Below are 16,362 nucleotides of genomic sequence, written 5' to 3' on the forward strand. Positions count from 1 at the left end.
TAGCGCTGCGCCTGCGGATAGCGCTGCGCCTGCGGGTAACGCAGCGCTGCATCTGCGAGAAGCCACGATGTTCGGGCGTGCGTGCTGGGGCGAGGATGTGCTCGGGCGAGGGACGAAGGGCGCCTCACAGAGCATGGTGCGCTCGATCGGCGCTCCTTTCGTACCCTCGGCGCTCCAAGGAGACGGTTCACGACCCGAGGAGACCGTCGGCCGAGCCGATCCCCTTTTCCCGGGCCGCAGGGGGCCGTATACAGCTCCCCGCCATGGACTTCGCCTTCACTGCGGACCAGCAGCGCGTGCGGGATGCAGCGCGCAGCTTCGCCGAGCGCGCGCTCGCCCCGATCGCTCAGGAAGTGGATCGTTCGGCGCGCTTCCCCGAGGAGATCGTGCCGGCCCTCGCCGAGCAAGGGTGGCTCGCACCGACGGCGCAGCGCAGCGAGGGCGGAGCCGAGCTGGACACGGTGGGGTTCGCGGTGCTCGTGGAAGAGCTGAGCCGTGTCTGCGCGACCGCAGGCACGCTCGTGCGCGCCCACGGGGCGCTGTTCTCCGAGATGGTGCTGCGGTTCGGGGAGCCGGCGCTCCGGCGAGAGGTGCTCGCCGAGGCGGCCGCGGGTCGCGCGCTCGGGGCGTCGGCGCTGGGCTTCGTGCCCGAGGTGCCGGGCGCAGGGGTGACGGCGACGCCGCTGGGAGACGGTGGTTACCAGCTCCAGGGGGCGACGTCGGTGGTGCTGCTCGGGCCAGTGGCCGCGCAAGCGATCGTGGTCGCGGCCGAGGGGGGCGATCCGTCGCGCACCACGGCGCTCGTGGTGAAGCGCGACGAGGGGCTCTCGGTGGAGGCCGGCGAGGCGCGGCTGGGGCTGCGCGGGGTGCCGGTGGGGGTGCTCCGGCTGGAGGGAGCGCGGGTGCCTCCGGGGCGGGTGCTGGGGGAGGTCGGTGAGGGGGACCGGGTGATCGCGTCGGCGCGGGCGCTGTCGTGCATCGGGGTGGCGGCACAGGCCCTGGGGATCGCGCGGGCCGCGTGTGACGAGGCGGTGAGCTTCGCGAAGGCGCCCCGGCAAGCGGTGGGTGGAGCAAGCGCCGGGGCTCCAGGGGCGCCGCTCTCGGAGCAGCAAGGGGTGCAGTTCCTCGTTGCCGACATGGTCACCGAGCTCAACGCGGCCCGGATGCTCTTGCTCAGGGCGGCGGCGCTGAGGGACGGAGGGAAGCCGTGCCTCCCGGAGGCGGCCGCGGCGAAGCTGTACGCAGCGGGCATGGCGAGCCGCGCGGCGCAGCGGGCGCTCCAGGTGCTCGGGGCGGCTGGCTGGGCCGCCGGTGCAGGGCCGGATCGGCACGCGCGGGATGCTCGGCTGATCGAGATCGATGAGGGTTCGGACGACGAGCAGCGCAAGATCGTCGCTGGAGGGATGCTGTGATCACCAAGGTGCAGGGGTCTCTGGGGTGGATGCTCGTGGTCGCCGCGTTCGCGGGTTGCGGGGGGACGCAGCCGCCGGCGGAGGTGCCGGAGGCGGAGGGGTCCTCGTCGACGGCGCGGCGCGGTGGCTCGGGCATGGGCATCTCGGCCGAGATCGGGGCGCTCGACGAGGCCGACACGCAGGCGGTCTTCGAGAAGGCGGCCGGGAAGCTGATGCGCTGCTTCGAGCAGGGGATGCGGCGGGTGCCGTACCTGGGCGGCGAGGTGCGGCTGGCGGCGCGGGTGACGGAGTCGGGCGGGGCGCGGTGGGTCTACGTGAAAGACTCGACGCTCGGGGATCGACAGGCCGAGACTTGCATGGTGGAGACGCTGCGCGGGGTGAGCTGGCCGAAGCCGGTGGGCGGTGAGGGGCTCGCCGAGAACTCGTACCACTTCGACCCGAGCGCCGACGAGCGGCCGCCGGTCTCGTGGTCGGCCGACGCGCTGGGCGCGCCGTTCCAGGATGCGCTGCCTCGGCTCACGTCCTGCCGGAAAGACGCCGGTACCGGGGTGATGAAAGCCACGCTGTACGTGGACCCCGACGGCAAGGTGGTGAGCGCAGGGGTTTCGGGCTCGGACGATCGCGCCGAGGCCGCAGCGAGCTGTGTGGTCGACGCGCTGCGCGGGGTGACGTTCCCCTCCCCGGGGAGCTACGACGCCAAGGTCAGCGTGACCATCGACTGACCGGCGCGCGTCGATTCGCTCGACGCGCGGAGCTGCCATCGCACGCGAGCGAACTCGGTCGATTTCGATTCGCTCACTCCCAGTTCCCCATTCAGCGATTTCCATTCGAGCGACAGCGGCGCCGCGTTCCATTGATCCCGCATTCGAGGCCTCCTTGAATCCGGGCGCGCCGAGAAGGCCTTGCCGTTGCTCTGACACGCACGTCACCTGCGTTCTCTGGCCATCCACGGTCCACGCTCGTCCGACAACGATGTTCATTCGTCATGCCCAATGAGTGGCTCGCGTGTCCTGAGCCTCCGCCCTCCTGTCGAAGTCCGAGGGATGGGTCCGGATCCAGGGCCGAGCGTGGGCTTCGGATCGAAAACGCAGGAGTCGAGGGGCCAAGGGTGCGACGAATCACATCAGCTGAATCCGTGAAAACAGATGCCCTGAACGGCATCAATTCCTCTCCCGCCCGAACGTCTGCCGTGATAGCAGCGTCGAAGCTGGCCTCCCGCATGGCGCGCGGCGCTGGCGACGTTGGCTTTACGCATGCGAAAGGACGCGCGAATGCACCGAGTTCTCCTCTGTCTCCCCTTGATGATGGCCTCTTCGCTTCTGGGCTGCGCAGGCCCCGAAGGCGAGCCGGGAGCCCCCGGTGCCGACGGGGTGAACGGAGCGGAGGGAGCAACCGGTCCGACCGGCCCCGAAGGTCCCGAGGGCCCCGAGGGCGCTGAAGGTCCTGCGGGTCCCGAGGGCCCTGAAGGCCCCGAGGGTCCCACGGGTCCCACCGGCGCTGATGGCAATGGGAATGGTGGCGGTGCCACGGGTCCCACTGGTCCCATGGGCCCTGCAGGTCCCCCCGGCGCTGCTGGCCCTGCTGGCCCTGCCGGCCCTGCCGGAGCCATGGGTCCCGCGGGTCCCACGGGTCCTGCTGGCGCGGCGGGCGCTGCGGGTCCGACCGGTCCTGCGGGTCCCGCGGGCGCGGCGGGTGCCGCTGGCCCCACGGGTCCTGCGGGCGCTGCGGGCGCCGCGGGTCCTGCCGGCCCCACCGGCCCCACCGGCCCTGCCGGGAGCGGTGGCGTCCTCGCCATCCGTGATTTCGATGGTGACTGGTCGGGCACCACGATGGTCAACCAGCAGTACAGCGTCCCGACCGTGTGCCGGACGGCGACCTACACGCCGACGAGCGCCAACGAGGTCGCGATCATCACCATGAACGGGCTCGCGTCGCCGACCACCGCCAGCGAGGTCCTCTACCTCGACGTGATGTCCTCGCAGAACGGGGGCGCCTTCACCTACATCACCACCAACTCCAGCGCGAGCGAGCTGGTGACGGGCATCGGCACCGTGTCCATCACCAAGCGCGTCAACCTCGTCCAGGGGACGTCGTACGTGTTCGCTACCGGCTTCGTGACGGTCCCCGTCGCGAACATCGACGTCGGCACCTGCCACGGCACCGTGCTGATCGTTCGCCCCTGAGCGTCTCCCCTCGCCTCTCGGGCGCTTGATGCCAGGCGCCCTCCCTCCCCTCCACAACACCTTCGACCCACCACCTCCGGTCCTCTCGGGGACGAGCGGCGCTGCACGCGCGTCACCTCGGCGTCGAGTTCACCAAGCTCGGTCGGCCACCGCCTGGAGCGCCGGCGTTCGGCGCGTCGGTCCACGTCATTCCGTCGTGTCTGCACCCGCAGCGCGCGCGCCATCGGCACGCAGCCCGTCTGCACGCGGTCTCCCCGGGATCACCACGGTCTCGCCCTGTGCGTCGCCCCACGCTCCGGGTTAGATGGGGGCATGCCGAAGCCGAAGTCGAAGGTCGCCATCCTCCGCACCTCCCCCGCGACGGTCCTCGAGGACTACCACCGCCTCATGAACCTGGCCGGCTACCAGGACGTCGTGGCGAAGGACGCGGACACCGCGCTCAAGGTCAACATCTCCTGGCACTTCTTCTATCCGAGCGCGTCGACGACGCCCTGGCAGCTCGACGGGGTGATCCGGGCGATGAAGCAGGATGGCTACGCGAGCGACCTGATTCACGCTTGCCACAACCGGACGGTGGTGATCGACGCACACCTCGGGGAGCGCGAGAACAAGCAGATCGACGTGGTCGAGGCGCACGGGCTGCGGAACGTCCACCTCTACGAGGGGGAGGAGTGGCTGCACATCCAGGACGCGGTCGGCGATCTGACGAAGAAGTTCCTGTGCTTGAACGAGGTGTACCCGAAGGGGTTCTCGATCCCGAAGCGGTTCATCGGCGAGAACATCATCCACCTGCCCACGGTGAAGACGCACATCTTCACGACGACGACGGGGGCGATGAAGAACGCCTTCGGCGGGCTCTTGAACGAGCACCGGCACTGGACGCACCCGGTGATCCACGAGACGCTGGTCGATCTGCTGATGATCCAGAAGAAGATCCACCGCGGGGTCTTCGCGGTGATGGACGGGACCTTCGCCGGAGACGGGCCAGGGCCGCGCTGCATGGTGCCGCACGTGAAGAACGTGATCCTGGCGTCGGCGGATCAGGTGGCCATCGACGCGGTGGCGGCGAAGCTGATGGGCTTCGATCCGCTGGCCGATCTGAAGTTCGTGCGGCTGGCGCACGATCTGGGGTTGGGCTGCGGGGACGTGCGCGACATCGAGATCGTGGGCGATGTGGACGCGGCGAGCGAGCGCTGGAACTTCGACGGGCCGTTCAAGGAGATGACGTTCGCGTCACGGAACCAGCACCGGATCTACTGGGGGCCGCTGAAGAAGCCGGTGGAGTGGTCGCTGAAGACGTGGCTTGCGCCGTGGGCCTACGTGGCGTCGGTGACCTACCACGATCTGTTCTGGTACCCGCGCTATGCGCGGGCGAAGATGGCGCCGGTCCTGGAGAGCGACTGGGGGCGGCTGTTCGCGAACTGGGGCAAGGTGCAGCCGGATGCGGCTGGCCGGGGCTATCCGGAGGTGGGGGAGCCGAGCGCGGAGCTGGTGCGCTCGGGGGCAAAGCACTTCCTGGAGGGGGCTCGGCTGGTGGGGATGGCCATCGCAGAATCGCCAGAGGTGCTGTCCCGGAAGCGAGGTCGCGGGCCCCAGTCGACACACGCTGGCTAGTCCTGCGTACCCCAGATCAGGGGCCTATCGGCCCCCACGCTCCCGATGGTCGCTACCCCTGCTTTCTTCGCAGATCGCTTGGCCAAGGACCCAGGACGAACTTGGGGAACCGAGTACTGGTTCTGCGTCCCCCTCGTCGGGCGCCGGTCGCGGCGGGGTGGGCGGCGCATGGCTGGATGGCCCCGTTTCGAGCACGGCCAGCTCGCTGGATTCCGTCGACGTTCGCCACGATCTTGCCCCCGGAGCGCCACCGTGCGACCCACGGGCTCGTGAAGCTGGCGAGACATCTCTCTGCCCTGTCGTTCCTGGCCTTCCTCGTGCTCGTCGCGGGCGGGCCGCTGGGGTGCAATTACCTCGGCATGCTCGGGGTGCCTCCGCCGCCCACGATCCCCGACATGCCGCAGCTGCCGCCGCCCCCGGAAATCCCCGAGGTGCCGAAGCCGCCGGATCCGCCCCAGTCTCCCCAGATGCCTGCGGTGGACGTGCCGGAGGATCACGATGGCGGGGTCTGCTGCGTCCGCACGGGTGCCGTGGAGACGATGTGCGGCGTAGGCGCCAAGCGCTGCTGCACGCTGAAGCTCGACGGCGCAGGGGCCTGCGAAAGCGCCGGTCACCTCTGGTTCCACAGCGTCGACGGCTGCCGCGGCGCCTGCTGAGGCGGTGACGGGCGCGCTCGCTCGGCGCGCCTCGTGACTCGTGAACGGATCGCACCACCAGGACGGCGAACGGCCGGCGCGTCCTCGCGCGCCTTGCTGGAGCGTGGGGCGTGGTCGGGGCCGTCGTGCCGGTCATGCCGTCAGCCCTGCTCCACCGGCCGGCGCCTGGTGAGGTGCTCCGAGCTTTGCTACCCTCGGGGGGTGCGCAAGATCATCCGCGAGATCATGGTCCTTCTGTGGAAGGTCCTCCGCCTCTTTCTCTGGAAGTGGCTGAGGCCTCGGCTCGGCAAGATCGTGATGGGTGTGTTCGTCTTCGTCGGGCTGATCGTGCTCGCGTTCGTGGTGCTGTCGCGCCTGTAGCGCGCACCCCTCGGCTGGTTCGAGAGGCTGCGAGGTCGGTCGCTGGCTACAGGGAGGCGCCTCGACCCTGCGAGGGGGAGGCGCTGCTGCGAAGGGCACCACGGCCGATGACCTCGGCAAAGAGCGCTTCAGCGAAGGGCGCTGCGGCCGATGACTTCAGCGAAGGGCGCTGCGGCCGATGACCGTGCGCTGGATCTCGCTGGTGCCTTCGTAGATCGTGGTGACACGGACGTCGCGCAGGTGGCGCTCGGCGGCGAAGTCGCGCACGTAGCCGTAGCCGCCGTGGATCTGCACGCAGCGCTGGCAGATGCGGTTCGCGGCTTCGCTGGCGAAGAGCTTGGCCATCGCCGCTTCGCTGCTGAAGGGGCGGCCAGATTCCTTGAGGGAGGCGGCGCGCAGGGTGAGGAGGCGGGCTGCATCGAGCTCGACCTTGGCGTCGGCGAGCTGGGCCTGGAGGGCGGGGAAGTCGGCGATGGGGCGGCCGAACTGGCGGCGCTGCTTGGCGTAGTCGGTGGCCTCTTCGAGGGCGCCGGTGGCGATGCCGACGGCCTGGGAGGCGATGCCGATGCGGCCGCCGTCGAGGGCCATCATGGCGATGCGGAAGCCGCCCTCGCGCTCGCCGAGGAGGGCGTCCTCGGGGATGCGGCAGTCGTCGAAGGTGAGGGGGACGGTGGTGGAGGCGCGCAGGCCGAGCTTGTCTTCGTGGGGGCCAGGGCGGAGGCCCGGGGTGCCGCCTTCGACGAGGAAGGCGGAGATGCCGCGGGTGCCAGGGCCGCCGGTGCGGGCCCAGACGATGAGGACGCCGGCGTGATCGCCGCTGGTGATCCACTGCTTCTCGCCGCGGAGCACCCAGCCCCCGGGGACCTTCTCGGCCGTGGTGCGCATGCCGCCCGGGTCGCTGCCCGCCTCGGGCTCGCTGAGGGCAAAGGAGCCAGCGACGTATTCGCCAGCGCAGATGCGAGGGACGTAGCGGGCGCGCTGGTCGGGGGTGCCGAAGGTGGTGATGACCTCGGCGACCATGTTGGTCACGGACATGGTGACGGCGGTGGAGGCGCAGGCGCGGGCGACCTCCATCATGGCGAGGGCATAGGCGACGACGCCAGCCTCGGCGCCGCCGAGCGCGCTGGGGATGTTGACGCCCATGAGGCCGAGCTCTGCAAGGCCATGGAGGATCTCGGTGGGGAAGCGGCTCTCGCGGTCGAGATCGGCAGCGGCGGGCCGGATCACGCGTTCGGCGTAATCACGGGCGGTGCGGGCGACGAGGAGCTGGGTCTCGGTAGGCTCGATCTGCATGGGGAGGCGCCCTCCCCTCTAGGTCAGGGGCACTTCTGCGTAAAGTCGCACTGATCGCCACCACGCGCGGTGACGGTGAGCGCGTACGGGGTGCAGGTGCCCGTGACGCCAGGTCTGCGAGAGACGCGCAGGTAGTACCGCGACGAGTGGTTGTTGCAGTGGACGGGGGCGGTGGGGCCGCAGTTGATCTCGCCCTGGTTGCCCGAGCTGCCGTCGACGCACCAGTCGTACGAGGTGATGCCGGCCGAGGGGCCGGTGGGGGTCTCGGAGCAGACGTTGCCACGCATCACGTCGACCACGAACTCGTTGTTCGGCATCGGCGCGGTGAAGTCGATGCTCACGTGGTACGTGTTCGTGTTGCCCTGGGGGGTGTCGACGGTCTCGACGATCCAGAAGTCGACATCGGCGTCGCTGGAGAGGGTGCCGTTGATGACGACGGAGTTGAGCGCGGCGTCGGTGACCGTCCCGGCGACCTTGGCGGTGCCGCAGCTGTTGTTGCCCTCTTCCGCCTCCAGGGCGCAGGGGCAGCCTTCGGAGGCGGCCTGTCCTGGGGGGTACTGGGTGTAGCCCGGGGCGCAGGAGTCGAGCACGCAGGCGCCCGTCTGGCAGCGGTAGGCGCCGTTCGGCGGGGGGGTGCCGCAGAGCTGGAGGATGTCGGCGTTGTCGGCCTGGCCGTCGCAGTCGTCGTCGAGGGCGTTGCAGACCTCGGCCTCCGGGACCTTGGCGTCGCAGCCCTCCCAGGTGCTGGCCTCGCCGTTGCAGCTCTCGGTGCCGCCGCAGCGGCCGAACGAGTTCTCGACGTAGCAGGTGTGCGAGACGCCGGCGCGCTGCTCGTTGCACGCGCAGGAGAGGCCTTCGTCCGGTACGCAGAACTTGTAGGGCACGCCCGAGGGAGGGGGCGGCTGGGGCGCTCCGCCCTCTCCGCTGCCACCGGCTCCGCCGACGCCGCCGCCGGCGCCGCCAGTCCCGCCAGCCCCACCTGCGCCGCTCGTCGGAGGAGGCCATCCGCCGTTCAGATACAGGCTGCCCTCGACACAGGAGAAGCCCGAGGGGCACTCGCCCATGGTGGTGCAGTCCGTCGCGCAGAACCTGTCGCCGAGCGGCGACCTGAGGCAGGCGTCGGAGGGGCTCTTGCAGTCGACCAGGGCCTTGCACTGCTCACACTGCTGGCCGAGGTCGGGGACGCAGATCGAGTCGCCTTCGATGATGGCGCAGTAGGTGCCCTGGGGGCACGCGGGCGGGCAGGGCACGGAGCAGTACTTCGTGCCGCCGATCGAGGTGCAGGTGCCCTCGGCGCAGTCGCTGTCCTCGTTGCAGGTCCCGCCGATCTGGCCCGGGGGGATGTTCGTGCCGCCGTCGGGCGTGACCGTCCCTCCCGTGGAGGAGGGAGGCTGAGGGATCGAGGATCCTTCGGCACAGGATGCAAAGATCACGGCCGGGATGGCGACGAGGAGCGCGATCCGAAGGAGAGAACGACGGTCGGCGTTCATGAGACGGCGCACCTCCACCAGGGAAAAGACCGGAATCTCCGCGAGAAAAGCCCGCGCGAGGATCCTTGTGGAGAATAAGGCGCAAGTGCGCCGGCCGTCAAATGAGAGGGGCGCGCTATCCCCTGCCCTGCTGCGAGTTTCACCCCCGGCACCTGCGCGGGGTACGCGATGCTTGTCCACGGCGCAGCGTCGCCACTAGAGTCGTGGAGAATTTTCGAGGCCCATGGCTACGCTGTACCCGCTGTCTCCGTCGCTGCGCCCGTTGCTCGTCCTCGCTGCTGGAGCATTCGCAGCAGGCTGTTCGGAGCCAGCGGCCTCCCTGTCTGCACCCTCACGGGGTGCAGGAGCGCCCGCCCTCCCGGAGCCTCGGCCGGCCCTGGAAGCCGCAGCGAACACCGCCGCTCCGTCAGTGACGGGAGCGCCGGCAGCCGCTGCGCAAGGGGTTACGCCGTCCGCAGCGCCCGAGGGCGTCGTCGCGGCGGGCAGCGTCCTTGCTGCACCGCCAGCGATGGCGGACGCGGCCGGCGAGGCCCCCGCGGGCGATGCGGCAGGCACGGCGGCAGCGGATGCGACGCCCCGGATCTACTCGAAGGCGCGGTTCGCCTGGATCGCGCCTGCCCCGCGGCCGAGCAAGGGGTGGCTGGGGTATCTGGGACTCGGGGGTTCGGTGGCGGTGCGCGGCGCAAGCCTGGAGGCGGCGCGGGTCCACGGGTCGGGCTGCGATGCGTGGTACGCGGTGGAGCCCGTCGGCTATGTCTGCGCGGGGAGCGGGGCCAGCGTCGATCCGAACGATCCCGCGGTGGTGGCGCTGCGTGACGAAGCGCCGAAGCTCGACTCGCCCTGGCCCTACCAGTACGCCGAGTCCCTGGGGGCGCCTCGCTACGTGACGGTGCCGAGCGCGGAGGAGCAGCGCCGGAAGGAATGGGATCTCGCGGCGCATCTGGAGAAGACCGCCAGGGCGCGCGAGGCGAAGAGCGAGGAGGAGATCCGGGCGATCGACAAGCATCTGGTGGGGGTGGATCTGCGCCCGACCGGGGTGCCGCAGCCAGAGCTGTTCTCGTTCGGTGGGCTGGTGCGCGAGGCGCGACCGCGCGTGGTCGATGGTTCGACCGTGGCCTACACGCAGAGCTTCGATGCCGATGGTCGCTCGTGGGTGGTCACGTCGGACCAGGCGATCATGCCGCGGGATCGGCTGAGGCCGTATCCGCGCTCGGAGTTCCAGGGGGTCTGGCTGCGTGACGGGGTGGCGTTGCCGATCGCATACATCCGCAAGTCGGCGCGGCCGACCTACCGTCGCACGGAGGCCGGGGCGTTCGAGCCGACGGGCGAGGAGCTGGCGCGGCTCTCCTGGGTGGGGCTGACCGGGCGCACCGAGGGCGAGGGGAAGGCGCGCTACGTCGAGACGAAGCAGGCCGGGGTGTGGCTGCTGGAGAGCGACACGACGGTGCTCGAGCAGGCCGAAAAGATCCCCTTCACGAAGGCAGCGGAGCCCGGAGCGCCGCCGCGCAAGTGGCTCGAGGTGAGCGTGCTCGGGGGGTGGCTGATCGCCTACGAGGAGGCGACGCCGGTCTTCGCGACGCTGATCTCTCCAGGCCGCGGTGGGATCCCGACGAAAGGGGTGGCGGCGATCGAGACGGCAGCGACGCCGACGGGGACGTTCCGTGTCGACGGCAAGTTCCGTACGGCGACCATGGTCTCCAGCACGAACGACCTGATCGTGCACTCGGAGGTGCAGTACGTGCTGAACTTCAGCGGTCCGCACGCGCTGCACGGCGCCTACTGGCACGACGCCTGGGGCGAGCCGAAGAGCGGCGGCTGCGTGAACCTGGCGCCCATCGACGCGAAGCAGATCTTCGCGTGGACCGATCCTCCCGTGCCCGAGGGCTGGCACGGGATGCGCGCGGTCTCCGAGATGGGTCGCTCGACGGTCGTGAAGATCCACCGCTGAAGCCCCCGCCTCGCGAGGTGGTTCACGCGGTGTGGCGTGAAGGGGCATGCCGACGGCAGGGGACGGGTCAGCGAGGTAGCTCACGCTGCGTGGCGTGAGGGCTCGCCCACGCCAGGAGAACCGCTTCGTGTGCCCACCGATTGTTGGCGGCCCCGCGCGAGGTGCTGCACGATCGCGGCAAACCCTGGAGGTATCATGACCCGAAGTACCATCACGTTGGCCCTGCTCGCCGCGCTCGTGGGCGGCTGTGGCAGCGACGATCCGATCACGAGCGACCTCGACGAAGTGGGGTCGAGCGAGGAAGCGCTCAGCTCCTCGTCACGTCCTGGCATGGGGGCGATCCCCTACAACGGCGGGACGATGTTCCGCGTCTGGGCTCCGGGCGCGCAGCGCGTGTGGGTCGCCGGGGAGTGGAACGGCTGGAGCACGACGGCCCACGAGCTGGGCAACGAGTTCAACGGGAACTTCTCGGGCGACATCTCGGGGGCGAACCGCTGGCAGAAGTACCAGTACGTCATCCAGACGGCCTGGGGTGACAAGATCTGGAAGTCGGATCCGCGCGCGACGCGGGTGGAGCGCTCGAACGGCGCGAGCATCATCCACGATTCCGGTCACTACCAGTGGTCGGACGGGGGCTACCAGATCCCGCCGTGGAACGAGATGGTCATCTACGAGATGCACGTGGGCACGTTCCACGACTCTCCTGGAGGCGGCCCCGGGCACTGGCACAGCGCCATCGCGAAGCTGCCGCACTTGCAGAACCTTGGCGTGAACGTGATCGAGTTGCTGCCGGTCAGCGAGTTCCCCGGGGACTTCAGCTGGGGCTACAACCCGTCGTTCCCGTACGCGCCAGAGACAGCCTACGGGACGCCGGACGACATGAAGGCGTTCGTGAACGAGGCGCACCGGCGCGGGATCTCGGTGATCCTCGACGTGGTCCACAACCACTACGGGCCGAGCGATCTGCCGATGTGGTGCTTCACGGGCGACTGTCTCGGGAACGGGGGGCACTACTTCTACACAGACTGGCGCGCGAACACGCCCTGGGGCGATACCCGCCCCGACTACGGGCGCAACGAGGTGCGCGACTACATCAAGGACAGCATTCACTGGTGGCTGAACGAGTACCACCTCGACGGGATCCGCTTCGATGCCACGAAGTACATCCGGACGACGAACGGGTCGACCGCGCTGCCGCCCGGGTTCAGCCTGCTGCAGTACGTGAACAACTCGATCGATGGGACGCAGCCCTGGAAGATCTCGATCGCCGAGGACTTCGGTGGCGGCGACAGCATCACGAAGCCGACGTCGCAAGGGGGTGCCGGCTTCGATGCGCAGTGGGATGGGTCGTTCGTCCACCCGATCCGGGACGCGGTCATCGCGCAGACCGACGCCGGGCGTGACATGAACGCGGTGAAGAACGCGATCACGCACGGGTTCAACGGGCAGGCGTTCCAGCGGGTGATCTACACGGAGAGCCACGACGAGGTGGCGAACGGCAAGACGCGTGTGCCCGAGGCCATCTGGCCAGGGAACGCGGGCGGCTGGCACGCGAAGAAGCGGTCGACGCTGGGCGCGGCGCTGGTGATGACGGCGCCGGGCATCCCGATGATCTTCCAGGGGCAAGAGGTGCTCGAGGACGGCTGGTGGGCCGACTCCGATCCGGTGGACTGGAACAAGGCGGGCTATTTCCCGGGCATCGTGACGATGTACCGCGACATGATCCGGCTGCGCCGCAACTGGTTCAACAACACGCGCGGTCTCCAGGGGGGCGGCGTGAACGTGCACCACGTGAACAACAGCGGGAAGGTGATTGGCTTCCACCGCTGGAAGAACGGCGGGGCGGGCGACGACGTGGTGGTGGTCGCGAACTTCAGCGGGACGACCTACCACAACTACAACCTCGGCATGCCGCGCTGGGGGATGTGGCGGGTGCGGTTCAACAGCGACTGGAACGGGTACTCGCCCGACTTCGCGAACACGACGACGGTCGACACGGACGCCAACGGGGCGCCGCGCGACGGGATGGGTCAGAGCGCGAACGTGACGATCGGGGCGTACTCGGTGGTCATTCTCTCGCAGTAGGCCCTGAGGGGGCTGCAAGCCCAGGAGGGGGGGCTGCACGTCCAGGAGGGGGGGCTGCAAGTCCAGTGGCCTGCGAGCTTCGGCGAGGTCGCTGCGCCAGACCTTCATGCGCGCTCGCTCAGCGCGGCAGCCGTGGGGCGCGTGGGGCGCGCTCGGTCAGCGGGACAGCCGCGCCGCGAGTCGATGGGCCGCGTCGGCGAAGGGGGTCGCCTCGGGCAGGAGGCTCACGACGAGGAAGCCGTCCCGGGGCATGTCGAAGAAGTAGCCTGGATGCACGATCAGGCCTTCGTCGCGGACCAGGAGCTCGACCCAGCCGTCCTCGTCATGCCAGCGGGGGACCTGGAGGACGGCGTACCAGCCGCCGTCGACCGGGAGGCGCCGCGTCGCGCCGCCCGCAGCCGCGAGGGCCGCGTCGAGCACGGCGAGGTTCTGCCGTACGCGCTCGAGGATGGCTCGCTGGACGGGGCCACGGGCCGCGAGGATGCGGGGAAGCGCGAGCTGCACCGGGGTGGCGACGGAGAGGTAGGTATCGGCGATGACCTCGAGGCGCTGCATGGCCTCGCGGGCGAGGGCATCCGGGCCCGAGACGGCAACCCAGCCGAGCTTGAGCTGCGGCATGGCCACGACCTTGGACAGGCCGCTGAGCACGAAGGTGAGCGCGCCATCGCGGCCCGCGAAGCTCGGAAGGCGGTCCGGAGGGAGGGGGCCGTGCGCGTAGTCACCGAAGACCTCGTCGACGATCAGGGCGAGGCCACGCTCGGCGGCGAAGCGCGTGAGGGCGTCGGCCTCCTCTCGGCGCACGAAGGTGCCGGTGGGGTTGTTGGGATGGACGAGGATGATGGCGCGGGCCTTCGGGCCGGCGGCGCGCTCGAGCGCGTCGAGATCCACGCGGTAGCCCTCTTCGCGCACGAGGGGGTACGGGGTGAGGGTGATGTCTTCGAGGCAGGCGAGGAACTCGAAGAGGGGGTACGAGGGCGCGGGGATGAGTACCTCGTCGCCGCGCTCGGCGAGGAGCTTGAACAGCCAGCCATACGCTTCGCTGGTGCTGGCGGAGAGCACCACGCGGGCGGGGTCGATGGGGATGCCGCGGGCTTCGTAGTAGCCGGCCACCGCGGCGCGAGCGGACGGGTGCCCGAGGGCCGAGGGTTCGTACCGGGCTCCCGCTGGGTCGCCGAGCAGCGCCACGAGAGGGGTCGCGTCGGCGAGGCCGCAGCGGGTCGGGTTCGACTCGGTGAGATCGGTCAGGGGCTTGCCCGTCGCGCGCGCCTCCGCGAGCACCTGCGTGAGGTGATTCTCGGTGAGATCCCAGCCTGTTCGGGCGGCGAAGTGGACCATGGCCCCGTATAACGCGCGCGACGCCGTGCGGGTGGTAGGATCGCTGGGTGGTGGTGATCGAGCTGTACGGCGTGGCCCGGCTGCGCGCGGGACACGACCACGTCGAGGTGGAGGCCAGCTCGCTGGGAGAGGCGATCCAGGCGCTCGGTGCACGCTGTCCGGCGCTCTCACCGCACGTGGTGGAGGGGCCGCGTCTGTCTCCGAGCTACCTGGTGGCGGTCAACGGGCGGCACCTGACAGCCGATCCCGACACGCCGCTCGCCGAGGGCGATGTGGTCGTCCTGCTGTCCGCCGATGCAGGTGGGTAGGCGGTGGCTCGCTCCGGGGCGCTCAGGGCGTCTCCGGAGCGGGGAGCGCCGGGCAGGTGGTCTCGCAAAGCACGGCGTTCGCGGCATGGGCGCAGGGAATGTCGTTCCAGGTGCCGGTCGCCTTCATCATCTCCACGCAGTGCTCGCCGAAGCCGCTGTTGTTCGGCTCGCCAGGGGCCCAGCGGGTGAAGCTCGGGGCGGATCCGTCGACCCACACGAAGTCGTCGGTCTGGCGGGTCTCGAACTCGTCCCAGAGGCCCAGGAAGACGTTGGCGGGGATGATCCGACGGACGGCCATGTTCTCGTCGGGGGAAGAGATGATCGCCAGATCGGTGCCGATGCCCTGGCACAGCGCTCGCCCCACGTGGAAAGAGGCCTCGACAGCGCACGTGTAGTAAGCGTTGCCGACACCGGGCAAGCCTTCCCAGAGTTCGCAGCCCTCCGGGGGTTCCAGGATCCAGTTGGTTCCGCCAGTGCAGCCGCAGGTGTTGGGAGCGACGCCTCCGGCGTTGCAGGCAAACGGGGGTGTGCAGGTGCTGGGGCAGAGCACCGGCTCGCCGCAGTTGTTGACCACTTCGCCGCAAGCGACACCGGCGCACGTCGTGGATTCGGGCTCGGCGAAGCACGAGAACGTCAGCTCCGACAGGCCCGAGACCTGCTCGCACCCCGTGAGCAGGAGCGCGGTCGTCAGCACCAGGGCCGAGCGCACAGGACCTCGGAAGCGGAGCACGGGTCAGAATCTCCCGCCGACGCCGTGAGGGCCAACGACCAGCGACGAGGTAGGCGGGCTCCCGCCAGGACGAACGATGAGCAGCACGATCCCGGCCGCAAGGCCCACGCCACCGACGGCGAACCCCACGTTCGACGCGAAGGCCAGGGGTCTGATGGCGTCGGCGTCGCCGCGGATGGTGTCCGGGCAGCGGGCGCCGTTGCACTGCTCTCGGATCTCGCTCATCCGCGCCAGGGTGAGCCCACCCGTGATGGCTCCAACGGCGAGGCCTGCGAGGCCCACACCGAGGACCGTCGCTCCCGGCACGATGGATCCTGGTGTCGGTGGCGGTGGTGGGGGCGGTGGAGGTGGAATCGGCTTCAACTCCAGGCGGACACGCCGTCGCTCGCGCTCGACGACGTCGAGGGTCATGTCGAGCGGCTCGACGCCCCGTGCGGCCGCATGGATCCTGTGCCGCCCAGGATCCAGCTCGATGTCGGCCGGATGCAAGGCGACCACCGGGCCCCCATCGAGCAGCACCAGCAAGGCGTCAGAAGACTGGCCAGGGACGTCGATGGAGATCCGAGGGATGCGTTCGTCGAGCTCCTTCAGATGCTCGGTCGCGATCTCGTGCGCTCGGTGAAACGCATCGGGCGCCTCCTCGGGGGGCTTCTCCTCCGCAACCTTTCGGTAGAGAGCGCGCGCCGCGAGCAGGCGTCCCAGCTCTCGCTGGCAGTGGGCCATGTGGAGCACGAGGGTCGGTGCGTGGAACAGGTCCTCCGCGATGCGAAACCGCTCGTAGGCCTCCTGCCAGCGGCCTTCGGCGAACAGCGAGAGCCCCTCTTCGGCTTTCGCGCGGGCGACGTCCTGGATCTCCGAGAACGGGACCTGCGCGCTGGCGGAGAGCGGGGCCGAGACCAGCCAGGCAAGGGAGAGGGCGAACAGGAGCGAGCGGGGCACCATCATCGC

The 16,362-nt window shown here is 70.0% G+C and carries 15 protein-coding genes; 9 read left to right on the forward strand and 6 right to left on the reverse strand.

Annotation, left to right across the window (positions count from 1 at the left end; translation table 11 throughout):
- Window positions 1–263 precede the first annotated feature (263 nt).
- Together CMC5_RS29635 and CMC5_RS29640 are read left to right on the forward strand one after the other, a co-directional pair.
- Window positions 264–1,412 (forward strand): acyl-CoA dehydrogenase family protein, encoded by a 1,149-nt coding sequence (locus tag CMC5_RS29635; RefSeq protein WP_050433551.1) that lies wholly within the window; start codon window positions 264–266, stop codon window positions 1,410–1,412.
- Entirely contained in the window at window positions 1,409–2,134 is a 726-nt protein-coding gene (locus CMC5_RS29640; protein WP_245677820.1) for an AgmX/PglI C-terminal domain-containing protein, read from the forward strand. The genes CMC5_RS29635 and CMC5_RS29640 overlap by 4 nt, the downstream gene beginning before the upstream one ends.
- Here CMC5_RS29640 and CMC5_RS45105 read toward each other — a convergent pair.
- Window positions 2,101–2,277, reverse strand: a complete 177-nt coding sequence (locus CMC5_RS45105) for a hypothetical protein (RefSeq protein WP_156338944.1) — start codon at window positions 2,275–2,277, stop codon at window positions 2,101–2,103. The genes CMC5_RS29640 and CMC5_RS45105 overlap by 34 nt on opposite strands.
- A gap of 742 nt (window positions 2,278–3,019) precedes the next feature.
- Between CMC5_RS45105 and CMC5_RS47045 the strand changes: the two genes are divergently transcribed.
- The 4 genes from CMC5_RS47045 (at window position 3,020) to CMC5_RS45115 (ending at window position 6,225) form a co-directional block, all read left to right on the forward strand.
- Window positions 3,020–3,595 carry a hypothetical protein gene (locus CMC5_RS47045; protein WP_218920090.1) on the forward strand — a complete coding sequence of 192 codons (576 nt, stop codon included), beginning with the start codon at window positions 3,020–3,022 and terminating at the stop codon, window positions 3,593–3,595.
- Window positions 3,596–3,907: 312 nt separating this feature from the next.
- A complete protein-coding gene (locus CMC5_RS29650) occupies window positions 3,908–5,209 on the forward strand; it encodes a DUF362 domain-containing protein (RefSeq protein WP_050433553.1) in 1,302 nt (433 codons plus the stop codon).
- A gap of 176 nt (window positions 5,210–5,385) precedes the next feature.
- Window positions 5,386–5,865, forward strand: coding sequence for a hypothetical protein (locus CMC5_RS29655; RefSeq protein ID WP_050433554.1), 480 nt, complete (start codon window positions 5,386–5,388; stop codon window positions 5,863–5,865).
- A 201-nt stretch (window positions 5,866–6,066) separates the two neighbouring features.
- A complete protein-coding gene (locus CMC5_RS45115; protein WP_156338946.1) occupies window positions 6,067–6,225 on the forward strand; it encodes a hypothetical protein in 159 nt (52 codons plus the stop codon).
- A 156-nt stretch (window positions 6,226–6,381) separates the two neighbouring features.
- Here the strand turns inward: CMC5_RS45115 and CMC5_RS29660 are convergent, their stop codons facing one another.
- On the reverse strand, window positions 6,382–7,518 hold the full coding sequence (locus CMC5_RS29660) for an acyl-CoA dehydrogenase family protein (protein WP_050433555.1): 1,137 nt from the start codon (window positions 7,516–7,518) through the stop codon (window positions 6,382–6,384).
- 23 nt (window positions 7,519–7,541) lie between these two features.
- A complete protein-coding gene (locus CMC5_RS29665; protein ID WP_050433556.1) occupies window positions 7,542–9,008 on the reverse strand; it encodes a LolA-like protein in 1,467 nt (488 codons plus the stop codon).
- A 223-nt stretch (window positions 9,009–9,231) separates the two neighbouring features.
- Between CMC5_RS29665 and CMC5_RS29670 the strand changes: the two genes are divergently transcribed.
- Window positions 9,232–10,956 carry a L,D-transpeptidase gene (locus tag CMC5_RS29670; RefSeq protein ID WP_082362920.1) on the forward strand — a complete coding sequence of 575 codons (1,725 nt, stop codon included), beginning with the start codon at window positions 9,232–9,234 and terminating at the stop codon, window positions 10,954–10,956.
- Window positions 10,957–11,151: 195 nt separating this feature from the next.
- Window positions 11,152–13,041, forward strand: coding sequence for an alpha-amylase family glycosyl hydrolase (locus CMC5_RS29675; RefSeq protein WP_050433557.1), 1,890 nt, complete (start codon window positions 11,152–11,154; stop codon window positions 13,039–13,041).
- A 156-nt stretch (window positions 13,042–13,197) separates the two neighbouring features.
- Here CMC5_RS29675 and CMC5_RS29680 read toward each other — a convergent pair whose 3' ends face one another.
- A complete protein-coding gene (locus CMC5_RS29680) occupies window positions 13,198–14,376 on the reverse strand; it encodes a pyridoxal phosphate-dependent aminotransferase (RefSeq protein WP_050433558.1) in 1,179 nt (392 codons plus the stop codon).
- A 47-nt stretch (window positions 14,377–14,423) separates the two neighbouring features.
- Here CMC5_RS29680 and CMC5_RS29685 point away from each other — a divergent pair, with 47 nt between their 5' ends.
- Window positions 14,424–14,684 (forward strand): MoaD/ThiS family protein, encoded by a 261-nt coding sequence (locus CMC5_RS29685; protein WP_050433559.1) that lies wholly within the window; start codon window positions 14,424–14,426, stop codon window positions 14,682–14,684.
- 22 nt (window positions 14,685–14,706) lie between these two features.
- On the opposite strand, the gene CMC5_RS29690 is transcribed toward CMC5_RS29685, so the two are convergent.
- Both CMC5_RS29690 and CMC5_RS29695 read right to left on the reverse strand, forming a co-directional pair.
- Window positions 14,707–15,414, reverse strand: a complete 708-nt coding sequence (locus CMC5_RS29690) for a lectin-like protein (RefSeq protein ID WP_050433560.1) — start codon at window positions 15,412–15,414, stop codon at window positions 14,707–14,709.
- A 3-nt stretch (window positions 15,415–15,417) separates the two neighbouring features.
- The gene (locus CMC5_RS29695) at window positions 15,418–16,359 is read right to left on the reverse strand and encodes a tetratricopeptide repeat protein (protein WP_050433561.1); all 942 of its coding nucleotides are present in this window, start codon (window positions 16,357–16,359) and stop codon (window positions 15,418–15,420) included.
- Between the last annotated feature and the right edge of the window lie 3 nt (window positions 16,360–16,362).

The organism is Chondromyces crocatus (genome assembly GCF_001189295.1).
GTDB lineage: Bacteria > Myxococcota_A > Polyangia > Polyangiales > Polyangiaceae > Chondromyces > Chondromyces crocatus.

Excerpts from the sequence above, each read along its gene's own strand:
- CMC5_RS29635 (WP_050433551.1), top strand. The coding sequence starts at position 264 with ATGGACTTCGCCTTCACTGCGGACCAGCAGCGCGTGCGGGATGCAGCG.
- CMC5_RS45105 (WP_156338944.1), bottom strand. The coding sequence starts at position 2,277 with ATGCGGGATCAATGGAACGCGGCGCCGCTGTCGCTCGAATGGAAATCG.
- CMC5_RS47045 (WP_218920090.1), top strand. The coding sequence starts at position 3,020 with ATGGGTCCCGCGGGTCCCACGGGTCCTGCTGGCGCGGCGGGCGCTGCG.
- CMC5_RS29650 (WP_050433553.1), top strand. The coding sequence starts at position 3,908 with ATGCCGAAGCCGAAGTCGAAGGTCGCCATCCTCCGCACCTCCCCCGCG.
- CMC5_RS29655 (WP_050433554.1), top strand. The coding sequence starts at position 5,386 with ATGGCCCCGTTTCGAGCACGGCCAGCTCGCTGGATTCCGTCGACGTTC.
- CMC5_RS29660 (WP_050433555.1), bottom strand. The coding sequence starts at position 7,518 with ATGCAGATCGAGCCTACCGAGACCCAGCTCCTCGTCGCCCGCACCGCC.
- CMC5_RS29665 (WP_050433556.1), bottom strand. The coding sequence starts at position 9,008 with ATGAACGCCGACCGTCGTTCTCTCCTTCGGATCGCGCTCCTCGTCGCC.
- CMC5_RS29670 (WP_082362920.1), top strand. The coding sequence starts at position 9,232 with ATGGCTACGCTGTACCCGCTGTCTCCGTCGCTGCGCCCGTTGCTCGTC.
- CMC5_RS29675 (WP_050433557.1), top strand. The coding sequence starts at position 11,152 with ATGACCCGAAGTACCATCACGTTGGCCCTGCTCGCCGCGCTCGTGGGC.
- CMC5_RS29680 (WP_050433558.1), bottom strand. The coding sequence starts at position 14,376 with ATGGTCCACTTCGCCGCCCGAACAGGCTGGGATCTCACCGAGAATCAC.
- CMC5_RS29695 (WP_050433561.1), bottom strand. The coding sequence starts at position 16,359 with ATGATGGTGCCCCGCTCGCTCCTGTTCGCCCTCTCCCTTGCCTGGCTG.